Below are 14,612 nucleotides of genomic sequence, written 5' to 3'. Positions count from 1 at the left end.
GGTGTCAGGTCGATCCGGCCCGGTCGGTGGTGGCGGCGCGGCGGCGCGCCCGGTGGCGCAGCCAACGGATGCCCTCGATGCCCAGCGTGACGATCACCGACAGGCCGATCCCGGCGAGGACGCCCTTGACGGGGTGCCGTTCGAAGGCCAGCCCACCGAAGTAACCGAGCAGCCCGCAGTACAGGGCCCAGGTCACCGCCGCGATCGCGTCGTACAGCAGGAACGACCGGCGGGGATAGCGCACCGCGCCCATGGTGAGGGTGACGGCGGTCCGCCCGCCCGGCAGATACCGGGAGGTGGTCAGGATCAGCCCGCCGCGCCGGTTCAGCGCGCGCCGGGCCCACTCCGAGCTGGCTCGTCGGCGGCTGCCATCGGGAAACCCGGCGAGGCGTCTCGCGCCGCCACCGCTCCCGATGGCGTACGAGACGTGGTCACCGGCGCACGCGCCCAGCGCGGCGGCGGCGATCACCGCCGCCAGCTTGGGATTTCCGCTGGTCGAGAGCACGGCAGCGGTGATGACGGCCGCCTCGCCGGGTACGGCCGGAAAGAACGCGTCGACCGCCGTGAGCCCGAAGATCAGCAGGTACACCCACGGTGAGGTGACCAGCTGTCGGAGCAGGTCGAGCGCGGAGTCCATGCCCCCATGCTCGCCGGGTGCGACCCGCCCGGTGGCCGAAGCCGCTGGATAACCCCCACCTCTCCCCGCGTCGATCTTGCACTTTGTGTCCGTACCAACCTCTGCAAAAGCCGCAGAACCACAACCGAAAGTGCAAGATCGACGAGGTTGGGTGGGTGGGTCAGGCCGTGCGGGCCAGGGCCCTTGGGGCTAGCAGCGGACCGTACGGGGTCTTGTCGTCGGCGGTGGGGCCGCGCGAGGTGAGCACCACTGGGGTGTTCAGCTCCGCGCGTACCGCGTCGGCCCAGTCCGTCGGCGGTTCGTCGTACACCGGGCGGGAGCGCAGCAGGCGGGCGGTGAGCGCGGCCTGCCGGTCCAGGTCGCCGGGCGGGCCCGGGGTGAGCCGGTCCTTGGTGTCGTAGCGGCGGCAGATCCGCAGGTCGGGGCCGGCCAGGTCGAGGTGGGTCAGCGCCAGGCCGTCGACGCCTCCCGCCGCGGCGAGGGCGTACCGGTGGGCGACCGCGTCGAAGTGGCCGAACCGGAACCGGCCCTGCCACGGGTTCGTGGCGTTGTGCGCGTCGGTGAACGGCAGGCTCGGGTCCTCGGTCACCAGCGGGCCGTGCCCGTGCCGGGTGGTGACCACGCGGAGCACCCCGATCCGGGTCACGTCGCCGGGCCGGCCCGCCTCGGCGAGCAGGCTGTCGACGTTGGCGAACGTGGTGGTGCTCCAGGTGGTGTACGGGTGGAAGCCGTGCCACTCGTCGAGCAGCACCCCCTGCGCGCCCTCGAAGACGCAGGTCCCGGTGCGCAGCGCCTCGGCGAGCCAACTGCCGTCGACGATGCCGACCCGCCCGGCGAACCCGGTGAACGCGGGCAGGCAGTCCTCGATCGGTGGCGCGTCCAGCGGGCCCAGCTCGGCGGTCAGCCGGTCCCGCACTGTGGTCAGCCTGCGGCGCAGCAGTGCCGGGTGGTGACAGTCGGCGACCCGGGGCGCGTCGTCGGGATGGGCGAGACCGTACGCGACGGCCTCGCCCACCCCCAGCCCGCAGGAGCCGTGCCGGTCGGCTCCCCGGGCGATCTCGCGGGCCCGGTTGGCGGCCCGGTGGTACGGGGTGGCGAGCAGCGCGTCCCCGTCGACGGTCAGCCGGTCGAGCGCGTCGGGCACCCCGACCGTGGCGAGGTGGTCGGCCTCGGCGGCCAACGCCAACGGGTCCACCACCACGTGCCGGGCCAGGTGCGTACGGACACCGGGATGGAACGTGCCGGCGCCGAACTGCGCGAACGTGTGGTGCCGCCCGTCGCGCAGCACGACGTTGTGTGCCGCCTGCGCGCCCCCGTTGAAGCGGACCACCGTGTGCACGGGACGGGTGGCGCAGAGCCAGTCCACCACCGTGCCCTTGCCGGCGTCGCCGTAGCCGAGGTCGACCACCGCCACGTGGTTCACAGCCGGGTCACCCCGCTGGCGGTGTCACGGAACGCCGGCAGCGTCGACACCTCGGCCCGCCGGTCCCGGCCGAGGCGGGCCAGTGCCTTCGACACGGTGCCGGTGGCGCCGGAGCCGGCGCGGTCCAGGTCGCGTAGGCCCTCGTCCAGGTTGATGGCCTGTTCGCCGAGGCCGATGGTGAGCGCGATGGTCTCGCAGACCGCGTCGAGGTCGTCGAGCACGACGGCGTTCTGCCCGAGCAGGTCCCGCCAGAAGTCGAGCACCGTGGCGTTGCCGGCGTAGTGGCTGCCGGCGGGGAGCAGGTAGTAGGTGTCCCAGCGGCCTGTCACCTCGTCGACGACCTGCCGCAGCGGCACGTCCTCGGAGAGGTCGTCCCCGATCAGGCTGGCCACCTCCCGGGCCTTCACCCGCTGGTACGCCAGCTCGTCGCCGATGATGAACAGGTAGCCGCGCCGGCCGCGCTTCTCCCAGTTGTCGGTGACGGTGTGCCGGGCCATGAAGTACATGGCCAGCTCGTACGACTCGCTCATCTGCCCGCCGCCACCGCCCTCCAGCACGATCCGGCCGAGGTCGTCGTCCATCCGGTTGTCCGACTCGAACTGGCCCACCTGCAACGGCACCCGGTCGCAGGTGGCGTCGCCGATGGCACCGAACATGATCTGCGGGTCGCTGGCGTAGCCCTGCCGTTGCAGCAGACCGAGCAGCTGCGGCAGCTTGGTCTGGAGAACCCGCGGCACCGTGCGCATCGAGCCGGTCACGTCGAAGAGCACCGCGACGGGCGTCGACCGGGGGTGCTCGTCGGAGTCGCGGCTCTCGCGGGTCGTGTCCCTGGGGTCGAGCGCGGGGTGCACGGTGCGCGCCCCGCTGTCGCTGTAGGAGAAGGCGCTCTTGCCGGTGGACCGGCGGTAGCGGTCGGCGGCGTCGTACACGTCGGTGGACCAGATTCCACTGCCCATGACAGCTCCTTACGGGGTGAGGGTGAAGGGTCGGAAGGTGCGTGGCCCGTAGAGCCGGTCCAGCACCTGGTCGAGTTCGCGCAGCAGGCGCCAGGCGTCGTCGGGCCGGGCGTCCAGGGAGCGCTGCCGGCAACCCTGCGCGAAGGTGTGCAGCTCGCGGGGTGCGCGTGGCCCCATCAGCCAGCTCATGCAGTGGCTGGCCATCGCGATGTCGGTGCCCGGCCCGCACTGCTGCTTCTTGAGGACCTCCTCCGGGTCCCAGCCGTGGCCGGGGACGACCGCCGGGATCGTGCTCCCGACGGTCGCGGAGAAGCACCAGTCGATCAGCACCACGCCGTGGGCGTCCGGCTCGATCAGCACGTGTCGGGGCAGGACCGCGCCGTGCACCATGCCCGCCCGGTGGGCCAGGCCGAGCACCACCAGCAGCCGCCGCCACATCCAGGCCACGTCCCGGGCGTCCAGCCCGTCGGGGTACGCGCGGCGCACCTCGTCGAGGTCGTGCAGGCGGCCGGGTGCTGTGGCGAGCACGTTGATCCGCCGCTCCGCGCCGGTGCTGGCGTCGCGGTGCCGCAGCTCGTCGACCAGCCGGGGCACGTACGGCAGGTAGCGCGGGTCACCGCGCTCGGCGATGGTGCGCAGGGCGTGCGCCTCGCGGGCCATCAGGTCGTTGTCGGTGGGCCGTCGGGGAAGCTTGAGTAGCCGGTCGTCGCCGACGTCGTAGAGGTCGGCCAGGTCACCCGAGTAGGCCGGCGCGCCGAGCCGGTAGTCGCCGAGGACGGTGATCTGCCGTGCCTGCCACCGGGTGGTGACGTGGATGAACGCGTCGAGGGCTTCGGCGCGTACCGCCGGGTCGGTCGGCAGGCGGTCGGGGTGCAGGGCCGCGACCAGCTCGCGGTAGCGGTGGGCCGGCTGGTCGGCGCCGAACAGGTCCGCGTCGGTGCGGGCGGCCGCGACCAGGCGGATGGCCTCCGCGGCCTTCACCGCACCGTCTCCTCGTGGGCGGGGCGCAGCAGCGCCGGGTGCAGCAGGCGGGCGTCGCCGGCCCGGTAGAGCCGGGCGCGCGGGCCGCCTCGGGCGCCACCGCGCTCGGTGCTGGCGCCGGTGCTCTCCACGAAGCCCGGCACGGAGAGCACCTTGCGGTGGAAGTTGCCGGCGTGCAGTGGGTGCCCCCAGACCGTCTCGTAGACGGCACGCAGCTCGCTGATCGTGAACTCGGCGGCGAGGAAGCGGGTGGCGAGCGGGGTGTACTCCAGCTTGGACCGGGCCCGTTCCAACGCCTCGTCGATGATCCGGCCGTGGTCGAAGGCGAGCTGTCGGCTGGTCAACGCGGTCACCGGCAGCCAGATCGCCTCGTCGGCGTCGCTGCCGGCGGCCGGGTCCGGCAGGTCGGGGGCGAACGCGAGGTGGGCGATCGAGACGACCCGCATGCGCGGGTCACGGTCGGGAGCGCCATAGCTGCCCAACTGCTCCAGGTGTACGCGGCGCAGCGCCTCGCCGCCGAGCCCGGTCTCCTCGGCCAGCTCCCGTCGGGCGCCGGCGGTCAGGTCCTCGTCGGGGCGGACGAAACCCCCGGGCAGCGCCCAGTGCCCCGCGAAGGGTGCCTCGCCACGCCGGATCAGCAGCAGGTGCAGTGCGCCGTCGCGGATGGTCAGCGCCACCACGTCGACGGTCACGGCGACCGACGGGTAGGCCCGAGGGTCGTACGCGGCCAGGAACTCCTGCTCGTTCATCATGTCTCTCTCACTCTGAGAACATCTCGCTGTGAGAACAACTTAGCGCACGAGAACGCCGCTGCCAAGGGGGGTGACTCAGCGCAGGTGACCCGACAGGTGCGGTCGGCCGCGCGAGTCGTGCAGGGCGAACCCGCCGTCGGGCAGGAGCGCGAAGCTCACGGTGCTCGGCAGCGGCACGGGCAGCTTGAAGGCGACCTCGACTGTGTACGCGTCCGGCAGCCGGGCCTCCAGCGCGGCCAGGCAGCGCGCCTTGCTCCACATGCCGTGCGCGATCGGCCTGCGGAAGCCGAACAGCCGCGCCCCGAGGCGGGAGGTGTGGATCGGGTTGTGGTCGCCGGAGACCCGCGCGTACTCCGTACCGACACGCGGTTCCACAGGCCAGCGGGCGGTGGCCGTCGGCGCGGCGGGACGCTCGCCCGGGTCGCGCCCGCCCGGCTTGCGCTCCCGACCGAGGTACGTCGAGACGCCGCGCCACACCTCCTCCCCGTCGACCGAGCCGATGAGCACCACGTCCACCTGCCGCCCCCGGTCGTGGGGGCGCAGGTTCTCCGCGTACGCGGAGAAGTCGAGCTTCTCGTCGGCGGTGATCGGGCGGTGCGTGGTGATCCGGTTACCGACGTGCACCAGGCCGATCAGCGGGATGGGGAAGTCCGGCGCGGTCATCAGGCGCAGGGCCAGCGGAAAGCCCATGACGTGCGGGAACGTCGCGGGCAGCCGATCGCTGAGCCGGAACCCGCACACCCGGTCGTAGTCGGCCAACTGCGCCCGGTCGACGCTCACCCCGCCCACTGTCAGCTCGACCGCCGGCAGGTCGGGCCCGCGCCGCCCACCGCCGAGGCCCGGTAGCGCGCCGAGCAACGCCCGTCGGTGCAGCGCCCCGGCCGCCGGCATCCGGGCCAGTTCGACAGGGGTACGGCTGCCCGACTCCGGCCGCGCGCCCATCACGCCCCCAGCAGGCTCTGGCCGCAGACCCGGACCACGTTTCCGCTGACCGCGCCGCTTGCCGGCCAGGCCAGCCAGCCGATCGTCTCGGCCACGTCCACCGGCAGCCCGCCCTGGGCCAGGCTGTTCATCCGCCGGCCCGCCTCGCGGACCACCAGCGGGATGCGCGCGGTCAGCCGGGTCTCGATGAAGCCGGGGGCCACCGCGTTGACGCTGATCCCGTGCTGCAGCAGGGCCGGCGCGAGTGAGTCGACCAGCCCGATCACGCCGGCCTTGCTGGTGGCGTAGTTGGTCTGCCCCCGGTTGCCGGCGATCCCGGCGATCGAGGAGACCGAGATGATCCGCCCGCCGGCCGGGATCAGCTCCCGCGCCAGCAGTACGTCGTTGATCCGCTCCTGGCTGGAGAGGTTGACGTCGATCACCTGGTCCCACCGGTCGGCGTCCATCCGGCCGAGCGTCTTGTCCCGGGTGATGCCGGCGTTGTGCACCACCACGTCGACCCGGCCATGCCGGCTGGCCAGGTGCTCGGCGAGTCGGGTCGGCGCGTCCGGCGCGGTCAGGTCGAGTTGGACGGCGGTGCCGCCGATGTCGTTCGCCACCGCCGCGAGCGCGTCACCGGCGGCCGGGATGTCCAGGGCCACCACCTTCGCGCCGTCGCGGGCCAGCACCTTCGCCAGCGCCGCGCCGATGCCCCGCGCGGCGCCGGTGACCAGCACGACCTGCCCGTCCAACGGGCGGTCCCAGTCGGCCGGGAAGCTCGCCGCGCCGCCGCCGACCCGGATGACCTGCCCCGACACGTACGCGGAACGGCCGGACAGCAGGAACCGGAGTGTCGATTCGAGGCTCGTGATCGTGCCAGCGGAGTGGGCCGGGTCGTCCGCCGCGTCACCGCTCACGTAGACGAGCTGCGCGGTGCTGCCCCGGCCGAACTCCTTGCCGATGCTGCGCACCAGCCCTTCGAGGGCGCGCTGGGCGGTCGCCTCGCGGGGTGTCGGGCACTCCTGCGGCGGGGTGCCCAGCACGATCACCCGGCCGCTGGGCAGCACGGCCCGGGCCCGCAGGTGGAAGAAGTCGTAGAGCTGGCGCAGCTCGGTCGAGTCGGTGATCCCGGTGGCGTCGAAGAGCAGCGCCCCGTACCGCTGCGGGTTGGCGGCGCTCGGGTCGGCCAGCTCGACCCCGGCGGCGGTCAGGATCGTGGCGATCGGCTCGGCGAGCCGGCCGTCGGTGGCCGCGCCAAGCAGGGCCGGGCCGGCCAGCAGCGGGTCGCCGGGGTGGTGCCGGCGCAGTCGGGGCGGGTCGGGCAGCCCGAGGCGCTTGACCAGCGCGCGGCCGGCGGCCGATTGGACGAAGCTCGCGTACCTGTCGGTCATGGGCGTAGCCTACTGGCGAGTAGGGTTCGAGCAACACATGTCGAGGAGGCGGATCGTGCAGAGCACCCGGCGGGTCGCAATCATCGGGGGCAACCGCATCCCCTTCGCCCGTTCCAACTCCCGCTACGCGGACGCGTCGAACGCCGACCTGCTCGGCGCGGCGCTCGACGGCCTGATCGCCCGCTACGGGCTGGCCGGGCAGCGCATCGGCGAAGTGGTCACCGGGGCGGTGCTCAAGCACTCCCGCGACTTCAACCTCACCCGCGAGGTGGTCCTCGGCTCCCGGCTCGACCCGCACACCCCGGCGTACGACATCCAGCAGGCATGCGGCACCGGCCTGGAGGCGACCATCCTGGTCGCCAACAAGATCGCCCTCGGTCAGCTCGACGTGGGCATCGCCGGTGGTGTCGACACCACCTCCGACGCCCCGCTCGCCGTCAACGAGGAGATGCGCCGCACGCTGCTCAAGCTCAACTCGGCCCGCACGCTGGGCGAACGGCTCAAGATCGCGGCGAAGCTGCGCCCGCTCCAGCCGTTCAAGCCGGAGATCCCGCGCAACGCCGAGCCACGTACCGGCCTGTCCATGGGCGATCACGCCGCCCGCACCGCAGTGCGCTGGCAGATCGACCGGCGGTCCCAGGACGAGCTGGCGCTGCGCTCACACCAGGGCCTCGCCGCCGCGTACGACAGGGGTTTCTTCGACGACCTGATGACGCCGTACCTGGGGCTCACCCGGGATCAGAACCTCCGCCCGGACAGCAGCCTGGAGAAGCTCGCCTCGCTGAAGCCGGTCTTCGGCACCCGCGGCCCGGACGCCGAGCAGGCCACCATGACGGCCGGCAACTCGTCACCCCTCACCGACGGCGCGTCCACTGTGCTGCTTGCCAGCGAGGAGTGGGCGGCGGCGCACCATCTGCCCGTGCTGGCCTGGTTCAGCTGGTCGGAGACGGCGGCGGTGGACTTCGTGCACGGCGACGAGGGGCTGCTGATGGCACCCGCGTACGCGGTGCCCCGGATGCTGGCCCGTGCCGGGCTGACGTTGCAGGACTTCGACTACTACGAGATCCACGAGGCGTTCGCGTCGCAGGTGCTGGCCACCCTCGCCGCCTGGGAGTCGCCCGAGTTCGCCAAGGACCGACTCGGCCTGGACGCCCCGCTGGGCGCGATCGACACCGACCGGCTCAACGTCAACGGCTCGTCGCTGGCCGCCGGGCATCCGTTCGCCGCCACCGGCGGGCGGATCGTGGCGACCCTGGCCAAGCTGCTTGCCGAGCGGGGCAGCGGGCGCGGGCTGATCTCCATCTGCGCGGCGGGCGGCCAGGGTGTGACAGCCGTCCTGGAGCGCTGACCTCGGCCATGCTCGAGATCCGCGTCGATCTTGCACTTTTGATTATCGATATGGGCGGTATGCTCCTTATCTCCGGACAGTAATCGCAAGATCGCGGGGGTGGGGGCAGTCCAACCTCGCCGATCATGAAGTCGTGGTGCCTGATTTGCTGCTGTGCGGGCACTTTGTCACCCACCACAACTCCATGATCGGCTAGGCGGTGCGGGGTTGACGAACGGCCACTCCGCTGATGCGACGGTGTTGACGTCCGCACCCGGGCTCGATCACGGTGGGCGGAACCGCGCCCAGCCGAGGAAGCGGTCGTGCAGCCTGTCGGCGGAGAGGTCTGGCAGGTCGGCTGCCGCGTCCGCCAGGTATAGACCCAGGTAGAACGCCAGCGAAAGCCGGTCGTCTGCGTACTCGATGAGCAGCCGGCGCCGACGGTCCGGGCACGGCCACTCCTGTCCGCAGCCGGCGCAGGTCCATGGCGGTCTTACGGGCACATGCGGCGTAGGAACCTCAAGATTCGCGGGCTGTGCGGCGCGACGAACTCGCAGGGACGCCAAGCGCACCAGCACGCGGCGCTGACGCGGGCCGTTGGGTCTGCCCAACTCGACGCCGCGCAGGTGGATCCAGACGCCGTCGCTGTGCCGTTCGCGCCGACCCACCTCGATCACCCGCAGGGCCAGTCGGCCCAGCCCGAAGCAGTAGTGCTGGCCGTCGATGGTGACGACATCACCCACCCGGACAGCGGACTGCCGACGGCGGGTCACGGCGCGATCCAGTCCGCCAGCCCGGCCGCGGTGGGCACACCGAGTCGGCGGCACCAAGCGAGTGTCAGTAGTGGCGCGGTACGCGGCAGCACCCGGCGGTGCGGATCAAACCAGCCCCGCCAGCCGCGCCGACGCCTCGGCCGATCCGCCGGGAGCACCGGTCGACCCAGATCGACGAGGCGGTTGGCCGCCGCATTTGCCGGACGGCACGGCCCGGGAACCAGGCAGATCGCGCAGAGGCCGGTCTCACCATCGGGTACGTGGCTGGTCAGGATCTCTCGGGCAGCTTCGGCCTCCGCTTCGTCGCGATGCCAGAGTTGGCTGGTAGCTCGGTAGACACTCATCTCTCGCTCCTGTCAGCGACGGGGCGGCCCACGGCAGTTCCACGAGACTGCGGGGGAGGTGCGGGTCAGCGGTGCGGTCGGCATCAGCTTGACAGCTACCTTACTGCCTTATGCGTAAGGCATCAAGGTGCGAAAGTGGGCGCGCGGGGATCTACTGTGGGTGCGAGATGCGGGGCCTGGGTGAGGGTGAAGGAGTGGATCTTGAAGCACCTCGAATGGATCAGTGTCTCCACCCCCTACGTGACGCCGAGGCTGCCCGGCGAGGCTGAAGCCTGGAGAGCGGAGGCTGCGCAGAACGGCGGAGTGGGGTCACAACGTCTGCTCGACGTCACCGAGATCGTTCCGGTGGCGGAACTGGCCGAGGCGCTGCAGCTTGATCCCGGTAAGCAGGTGATCCAGCGCCGCCGAATGATGTTGCTGGATGAACGGCCGGTGGAAGTAACCACATCCCTCTATCCGGCGACCATCGCTCGCGGCACCGGCCTTGCCGAGCCCCGCAAGATCCGTGGTGGGGCGGTTACTCTGCTGGCGGAGCTGGGGTACCGACCACGGCGGGTGAGCGAAGACGTCTACACACGTCGGGCGACCGATACCGAGCGGTCGCTACTTCAACTGGGCGAAGACGACTGGGTGCTCGGGCTGACTCGCGTGCTCAGCACCGATGACGGGTTGCCGGTCGAGCTGAGCGTGATGAGCATGACTGCCGGAGGCCGTCGCCTCCGTTACGAATCGTCGATTGCGTAGGGGAGGCCGTCTTGGCTCGCAGGAGCGACGATCGGCCTCGGCATGAGCAGATCGCTGCCGACATTCGCGCGCGCATCATGGCTGGTGAACTGCCGTCCGGATCGCAGTTGCCATCGACGGCGCAGTTGATCAGCCAGTACTCCGTCGCGAACGCGACCGTGCAGCGGGCCCTCGCCGCGCTCAAGGAGGAGGGGTATCTCCACAGCCGGGTGGGCAAGGGGGTCTACGTACGGGATCGTCAGCCGTTGGTCATGGAGGTTGACGCCTACGTCCCGCCCTGCCCCGGTGGGTACGCCTACCAACTGCTCGACGTGGCCGAGGTTCAACCGCCCGCCGACGTGGCGCTGGCACTCGGTGTTGCCGACGACGAGCCCGCGATCCTCCGCCATCGCCTGCTCTCGTACGACGGCGAGCCGGTGGAGGTGTCGTGGTCGTACTACCCGGTCTCGATCGGCCGAGGCACTGCAATCTCCTCGCGCCAGAAGCTCGTCGGGGGCGCCCCTCGGGCACTGGCCGAGCTGGGTCATTCGCAGCGGGACTTCGTCGACCGGCTGTCTGTCCGCATGCCGACCACCCACGAGCTGGAGATCCTGTCGCTGCCGGCGCAGGTGCCGGTGATCCGCCAGTTTCGGGTGATCCGCTCGGTGCATGGGCAGCCGGTCGAGGTGGCAGTCCTTATCAAGGGTGGTCACCTGCATGAGCTGCAATATCACCAGCAGGTTCGGCCCGAGGGCGGGTAGCGCAGACGTGACGCGGTGCCGGGTTTGTAGGTCGGGCGGAGATATCGAGGCATCGGCCAACGGGCGTTAACGAGCCGTTCAGGAGTCGGCCGGCTGGTGGAGGGTTTACCGCGCAATGGTGTTCGTTGCCGCGCCGCTGGCTCGGATTCGATCACTCCTGCGTGCGGAACGGGGCCGTATCACCATGGAGTCCGTCGTTCCACGGACGACCGCCCTCTCGGTGGTCATCCCGATGTTCAATGAGACAGCTGTCATTCCGGCTCTGGTCGCCCGGCTGCGGCCGGTGCTCGACGCGCTCGGCGTCGACTACGAGGTGGTCGCCGTCGACGACGGCAGCCGGGACGACACCGTGTCGGTGCTCTTCGACCACGGCCGGGACTGGCCGCAGCTGCGGGTGCTCCGGCTGCGGCGCAACAGCGGCCACCAGGCGGCGTTGACAGCCGGCCTGCACCGGGCCGTCGGCCAGTGGGTGGTCAGCCTGGACGCCGATCTCCAGGATCCGCCGGAGACCATCGCCGAGATGCTCCGCGTGGCCCGCGAGGACGGGGTGGATGTCGTCTACGGCGTTCGCGCCGACCGCAGCACCGACACGGTCTTCAAGCGCAACAGCGCCCGTGGCTACTACTGGGCGATGCGCCGGCTCGTCGGCGTCGACCTGCCCGCGCAGGCCGGCGACTTCCGGTTGCTCAGTCGGGACGTGATCGAGGTCCTGCGCCGGTTGCCCGAACGTTCCCCGGTCTACCGGCTGCTGGTGCCGTCGCTCGGCTTCCCCAGCGCCGAGGTGCGCTACGACCGCGAGGCCCGCGCCGCCGGCGAGACGAAGTACCCGCTGCGCCGGATGGTGGCCCTGGCCTGGGAGAGCACTGCGAACTTCTCCGCCTCGCCACTGCGCCTGGCCACCTGGCTGGGGATGTCGAGCTTCCTGCTCTGCCTCGCGCTGATCGTGTTCGGCATGGTCGCCCACGTCTCCGGCACCACCATCCCCGGCTGGACCTCGATGTTCGTCGCGGTACTGCTGCTCAGTGGGGTGCAGCTGGTCTGCCTCGGCCTGCTGGGCGAGTACGTCGGCAGGATCTACGCCACAGTGCAGAACCGGCCCGCGTTCCACATCGGGTTCGACTCCCGGGACGAGGCCCCGGGGGCGGAGCCGGTCGCCAGCAGCGATGACGTCTCCCGTACGCCGGGCTTCGATTCGGTGGTCGGCCTCCGTGGCTGACACCCTGTTGGCCGAGCGGATCGATGCCCCGGCCACGACGTCGCGTCGGAATGCTCTCGTGCCGGTCCTCAGCACGCTCCCGTGGGTGCTCGTGATCGCCGCGCTGCTCGTGGTCTGGTCCCGCGGCAGCGTGCCCACCCCGGATCTTGCGCGGTTCTCCGCGTACTGGGTCCTCGCGCTGGTGCTCCCCGGAACCCTGGTGCACCGCGCGCTGCGCGGCAGCCGGGGCAACCTCCCGGAGGACCTTGGCTACGGCGCGGCCACCGGTCTGCTGCTGGAGATCATCGCCTGGGCGCTGGCCGCCGCGACCGGTCAGCAGTCCCTGCTGCGGTGGTGGCCGCTGCCCGTTCTCGTCGCGTTCGCCGCCGTCCCCGGGCTGCGCCGACACTGGCGGGTAGGCGAGCGCCGTCCGCTGCCACTGGCCTGGCACTGGGGGATGGGCGCGGCGCTGCTGGTGGTGCTCGCCTGGGGATACACCCAGTGGCGGATGGTCCCGCTGCCTCCCGTGTACGGCGGCTACTACCAGGACGTGCTCTACCACCTGGGTCTGGTGCAGGAGCTGACCCGGGCGATGCCGTTCGAGTTGCCGCACGTCGCCGGGGAGGCCCTGCGCTATCACTACCTGTCCGACGCGCACATCGCCAGCGGCAGCATGATCACCGGAGTTCCGCCGGCGGTGGTGCTGCTGCGGCTCTGGCTGGTGCCCGTGATCGGTACCGCGGTGCTGCTCGCGGCCGGGCTCGCCCGCGACCTGAGCGGGGCCGTCTGGGCCGGTCCGGTGGCCGCCCTCGCCGCCTTCATCGGAGCGGGGGTCACGCTCGGTTCGCCGGTGGGTGCGACCGGCGAGATGCCGCTGTCGTACGGCAGCCCCTCCCAGACGTACGTGCTGGTGCCGTTGCTGCTGCTCGCCGGGCTCATCGTCGACGTGGCGCGGGGGCGTTCCCTCGGTCGGGCCTGGCCGCTGGTTCCGGCGCTCGGGCTGGTCTGTGCGGGGGCGAAGTCCAGCGCGTTGCCGCCGTTGATCGCCGGCCTGGGTCTCACCGCCGTCGTGTTCTGGTGGCGGAAGCGGCAGGCCCCGCGACCGGCCCTGCTGGCGCTGGCCTGCCTCGTGGCGGCGATGGCGCTCGGCTTCCGGCTGTTCGCCGGTGGTGGGGCCTCCACGCTGCGCGTGCAGGCGTTGGCGTTGCTGCACTTCATCGCCCCGTACTCCGAGACCCTCGGGACGGGCGACGGAATCTGGCCGAGCGCGCCGCTGCCACCGGGCATCAACGACGGTGGCCTTGTCGGGTGGCTGTTGGCGTTCGCCGTGGTCGCCTGGTGGGTGCTGGGTCAGGCGCCCCGGTGGGTGGGCATGAGCCTGCTCGTCGACGGTGGGCACCGGGCCGACCCGGCCGTCTGGCTGCTCGCCGGCACGGTCCTGGCCGGCGCGGCCACCACCTGGGTGTTCCAGCACCCGTCGATCAGTCAGATCTACTTCTGGATGGGCGTCATCCCGGTCGGCGTCGTGCTGACCACCTGGTCCCTCGCCCAGGCCCGAGCGCCCTGGCCGGCGCTGGTGGTGCCCGCCGTGGCCGGCGCGTTGGCAGGGCTCGCCACGGCCGGCACGGTGGTGGGCTTCGCCGTGCCGAGGATCAGCCGTCCCGGCACCCCCACCACCTCGACGGTCGAGGGGTGGCTGCGGGTGCTGGGTCTCTCGGCCGCCCGGTACGTGCTGTTCGTGGCGGTGGCCGCCGCGCTCGCCGTCGGGGTGGCCGCCCTGTGGCGGCGCCGCGTCCAGGCGCCGGTTCCGGTGCCGGCGGCTTCGGCGGCGGGCTCGGGAGGCCGTCGGCGCGCGGCGACGATCGCCCTGGCCGGGGTCACCGCGGCGATGCTCGGCGCCAGCGCCGCCGTCGTCGTGGGCGGGACCGTCCGCTCGGTGCTGACCGAGCCGGTGCCGGCGACCGGGCCGCAGCCGTACGCGCTGACCGCCGACGAGATGCGCGCCGCGCTGTGGCTTGACGACAACGCCGCCGACGACGACGTGGTCGCCACCAACGTGCACTGCCGGCCGGTGCGCACCACCCCGCACTGCGATGCCCGCGCGTTCTGGGTGACCGGCCTGGGTGGGCACCGCACTGTGGTGGAGAGCTGGGGCTACACCGACGCGGTCGTGGCCGCGCACGGCGTCCAGAACCTGGGGTACGCCCGACAGAGCTTCCCCGACCCGGCGCTGTTGGCGCTCAACGACGGGGTGTTCAGCGCGCCGACCCAGGCCGACCTGGACCGGCTCCGCACGGAGCACGGGGTCAGGTGGCTGTTCGCCGACACCAGGGCGGGTGCGGTGTCGGCGGAGCTGGCCGCGCTGACCCAGGTCCGGCTGGTCGCCGGCTCGGTCACCGTCTACGAGCTGAACCGCCCCTGACGACCT

At 72.0% G+C, this 14,612-nt stretch carries 14 protein-coding genes; 5 read left to right on the top strand and 9 right to left on the bottom strand.

Annotated features, from left to right (window positions below; all coding sequences use genetic code 11):
* Positions 1–4: 4 nt before the first annotated feature.
* The 7 genes from ABZS40_RS14360 to ABZS40_RS14330 all read right to left on the bottom strand — a co-directional run bounded on the left by ABZS40_RS14360 (position 5) and on the right by ABZS40_RS14330 (position 7,061).
* The gene (locus ABZS40_RS14360; RefSeq protein WP_354943723.1) at positions 5–637 is read right to left on the bottom strand and encodes a DedA family protein; all 633 of its coding nucleotides are present in this window, start codon (positions 635–637) and stop codon (positions 5–7) included.
* Positions 638–797: 160 nt separating this feature from the next.
* The gene (locus ABZS40_RS14355) at positions 798–2,060 is read right to left on the bottom strand and encodes an adenylosuccinate synthetase (RefSeq protein WP_354943722.1); all 1,263 of its coding nucleotides are present in this window, start codon (positions 2,058–2,060) and stop codon (positions 798–800) included.
* Positions 2,057–3,016: a hypothetical protein gene (locus ABZS40_RS14350; protein WP_354943721.1), complete on the bottom strand. Its 960-nt coding sequence runs from the start codon at positions 3,014–3,016 to the stop codon at positions 2,057–2,059. Before ABZS40_RS14350 ends, ABZS40_RS14355 begins: the two co-directional genes overlap by 4 nt.
* 9 nt (positions 3,017–3,025) lie before the next feature.
* Positions 3,026–3,997, bottom strand: a complete 972-nt coding sequence (locus ABZS40_RS14345) for a serine/threonine protein kinase (RefSeq protein WP_354943720.1) — start codon at positions 3,995–3,997, stop codon at positions 3,026–3,028.
* On the bottom strand, positions 3,994–4,749 hold the full coding sequence (locus ABZS40_RS14340; RefSeq protein ID WP_354943719.1) for an NUDIX domain-containing protein: 756 nt from the start codon (positions 4,747–4,749) through the stop codon (positions 3,994–3,996). The genes ABZS40_RS14345 and ABZS40_RS14340 overlap by 4 nt, the downstream gene beginning before the upstream one ends.
* 75 nt (positions 4,750–4,824) lie before the next feature.
* Complete coding sequence (locus ABZS40_RS14335) at positions 4,825–5,691, bottom strand: MaoC/PaaZ C-terminal domain-containing protein (RefSeq protein WP_354943718.1); 867 nt, start codon at positions 5,689–5,691, stop codon at positions 4,825–4,827.
* Entirely contained in the window at positions 5,691–7,061 is a 1,371-nt protein-coding gene (locus ABZS40_RS14330; RefSeq protein ID WP_354943717.1) for a 3-oxoacyl-ACP reductase, read from the bottom strand. Before ABZS40_RS14330 ends, ABZS40_RS14335 begins: the two co-directional genes overlap by 1 nt.
* Before the next feature lie 55 nt (positions 7,062–7,116).
* Between ABZS40_RS14330 and ABZS40_RS14325 the strand changes: the two genes are divergently transcribed.
* A complete protein-coding gene (locus ABZS40_RS14325; RefSeq protein WP_354943716.1) occupies positions 7,117–8,409 on the top strand; it encodes an acetyl-CoA C-acetyltransferase in 1,293 nt (430 codons plus the stop codon).
* 263 nt (positions 8,410–8,672) lie between these two features.
* Here the strand turns inward: ABZS40_RS14325 and ABZS40_RS14320 are convergent, their stop codons facing one another.
* A complete protein-coding gene (locus ABZS40_RS14320) occupies positions 8,673–9,161 on the bottom strand; it encodes a hypothetical protein (protein WP_354943715.1) in 489 nt (162 codons plus the stop codon).
* Positions 9,158–9,505 carry a hypothetical protein gene (locus tag ABZS40_RS14315; protein ID WP_354943714.1) on the bottom strand — a complete coding sequence of 116 codons (348 nt, stop codon included), beginning with the start codon at positions 9,503–9,505 and terminating at the stop codon, positions 9,158–9,160. The genes ABZS40_RS14320 and ABZS40_RS14315 overlap by 4 nt, the downstream gene beginning before the upstream one ends.
* 201 nt (positions 9,506–9,706) lie before the next feature.
* Between ABZS40_RS14315 and ABZS40_RS14310 the strand changes: the two genes are divergently transcribed.
* The 4 genes from ABZS40_RS14310 (at position 9,707) to ABZS40_RS14295 (ending at position 14,606) form a co-directional block, all read left to right on the top strand.
* Positions 9,707–10,249: a UTRA domain-containing protein gene (locus ABZS40_RS14310; RefSeq protein WP_354943713.1), complete on the top strand. Its 543-nt coding sequence runs from the start codon at positions 9,707–9,709 to the stop codon at positions 10,247–10,249.
* An 11-nt stretch (positions 10,250–10,260) separates the two neighbouring features.
* The gene (locus ABZS40_RS14305) at positions 10,261–10,989 is read left to right on the top strand and encodes a GntR family transcriptional regulator (RefSeq protein WP_354943712.1); all 729 of its coding nucleotides are present in this window, start codon (positions 10,261–10,263) and stop codon (positions 10,987–10,989) included.
* A 184-nt stretch (positions 10,990–11,173) separates the two neighbouring features.
* Complete coding sequence (locus tag ABZS40_RS14300; RefSeq protein ID WP_354943711.1) at positions 11,174–12,205, top strand: glycosyltransferase family 2 protein; 1,032 nt, start codon at positions 11,174–11,176, stop codon at positions 12,203–12,205.
* A complete protein-coding gene (locus tag ABZS40_RS14295; protein WP_354943710.1) occupies positions 12,198–14,606 on the top strand; it encodes a hypothetical protein in 2,409 nt (802 codons plus the stop codon). The genes ABZS40_RS14300 and ABZS40_RS14295 overlap by 8 nt, the downstream gene beginning before the upstream one ends.
* Positions 14,607–14,612: the final 6 nt, after the last annotated feature.

This window comes from Micromonospora sp. NPDC005324 (genome assembly GCF_040607155.1).
Lineage (GTDB): Bacteria > Actinomycetota > Actinomycetes > Mycobacteriales > Micromonosporaceae > Micromonospora > Micromonospora trifolii.
The sequence above is the reverse complement of the archived record's forward strand: the minus strand, read 5'-3'. Positions and strand labels throughout refer to the sequence as shown.

Coding starts and splice junctions, on each gene's coding strand:
- ABZS40_RS14350 (WP_354943721.1), bottom strand. CDS start 3,016: ATGGGCAGTGGAATCTGGTCCACCGACGTGTACGACGCCGCCGACCGC.
- ABZS40_RS14330 (WP_354943717.1), bottom strand. CDS start 7,061: ATGACCGACAGGTACGCGAGCTTCGTCCAATCGGCCGCCGGCCGCGCG.
- ABZS40_RS14360 (WP_354943723.1), bottom strand. CDS start 637: ATGGACTCCGCGCTCGACCTGCTCCGACAGCTGGTCACCTCACCGTGG.
- ABZS40_RS14300 (WP_354943711.1), top strand. CDS start 11,174: ATGGAGTCCGTCGTTCCACGGACGACCGCCCTCTCGGTGGTCATCCCG.
- ABZS40_RS14340 (WP_354943719.1), bottom strand. CDS start 4,749: ATGATGAACGAGCAGGAGTTCCTGGCCGCGTACGACCCTCGGGCCTAC.
- ABZS40_RS14315 (WP_354943714.1), bottom strand. CDS start 9,505: ATGAGTGTCTACCGAGCTACCAGCCAACTCTGGCATCGCGACGAAGCG.
- ABZS40_RS14335 (WP_354943718.1), bottom strand. CDS start 5,691: ATGGGCGCGCGGCCGGAGTCGGGCAGCCGTACCCCTGTCGAACTGGCC.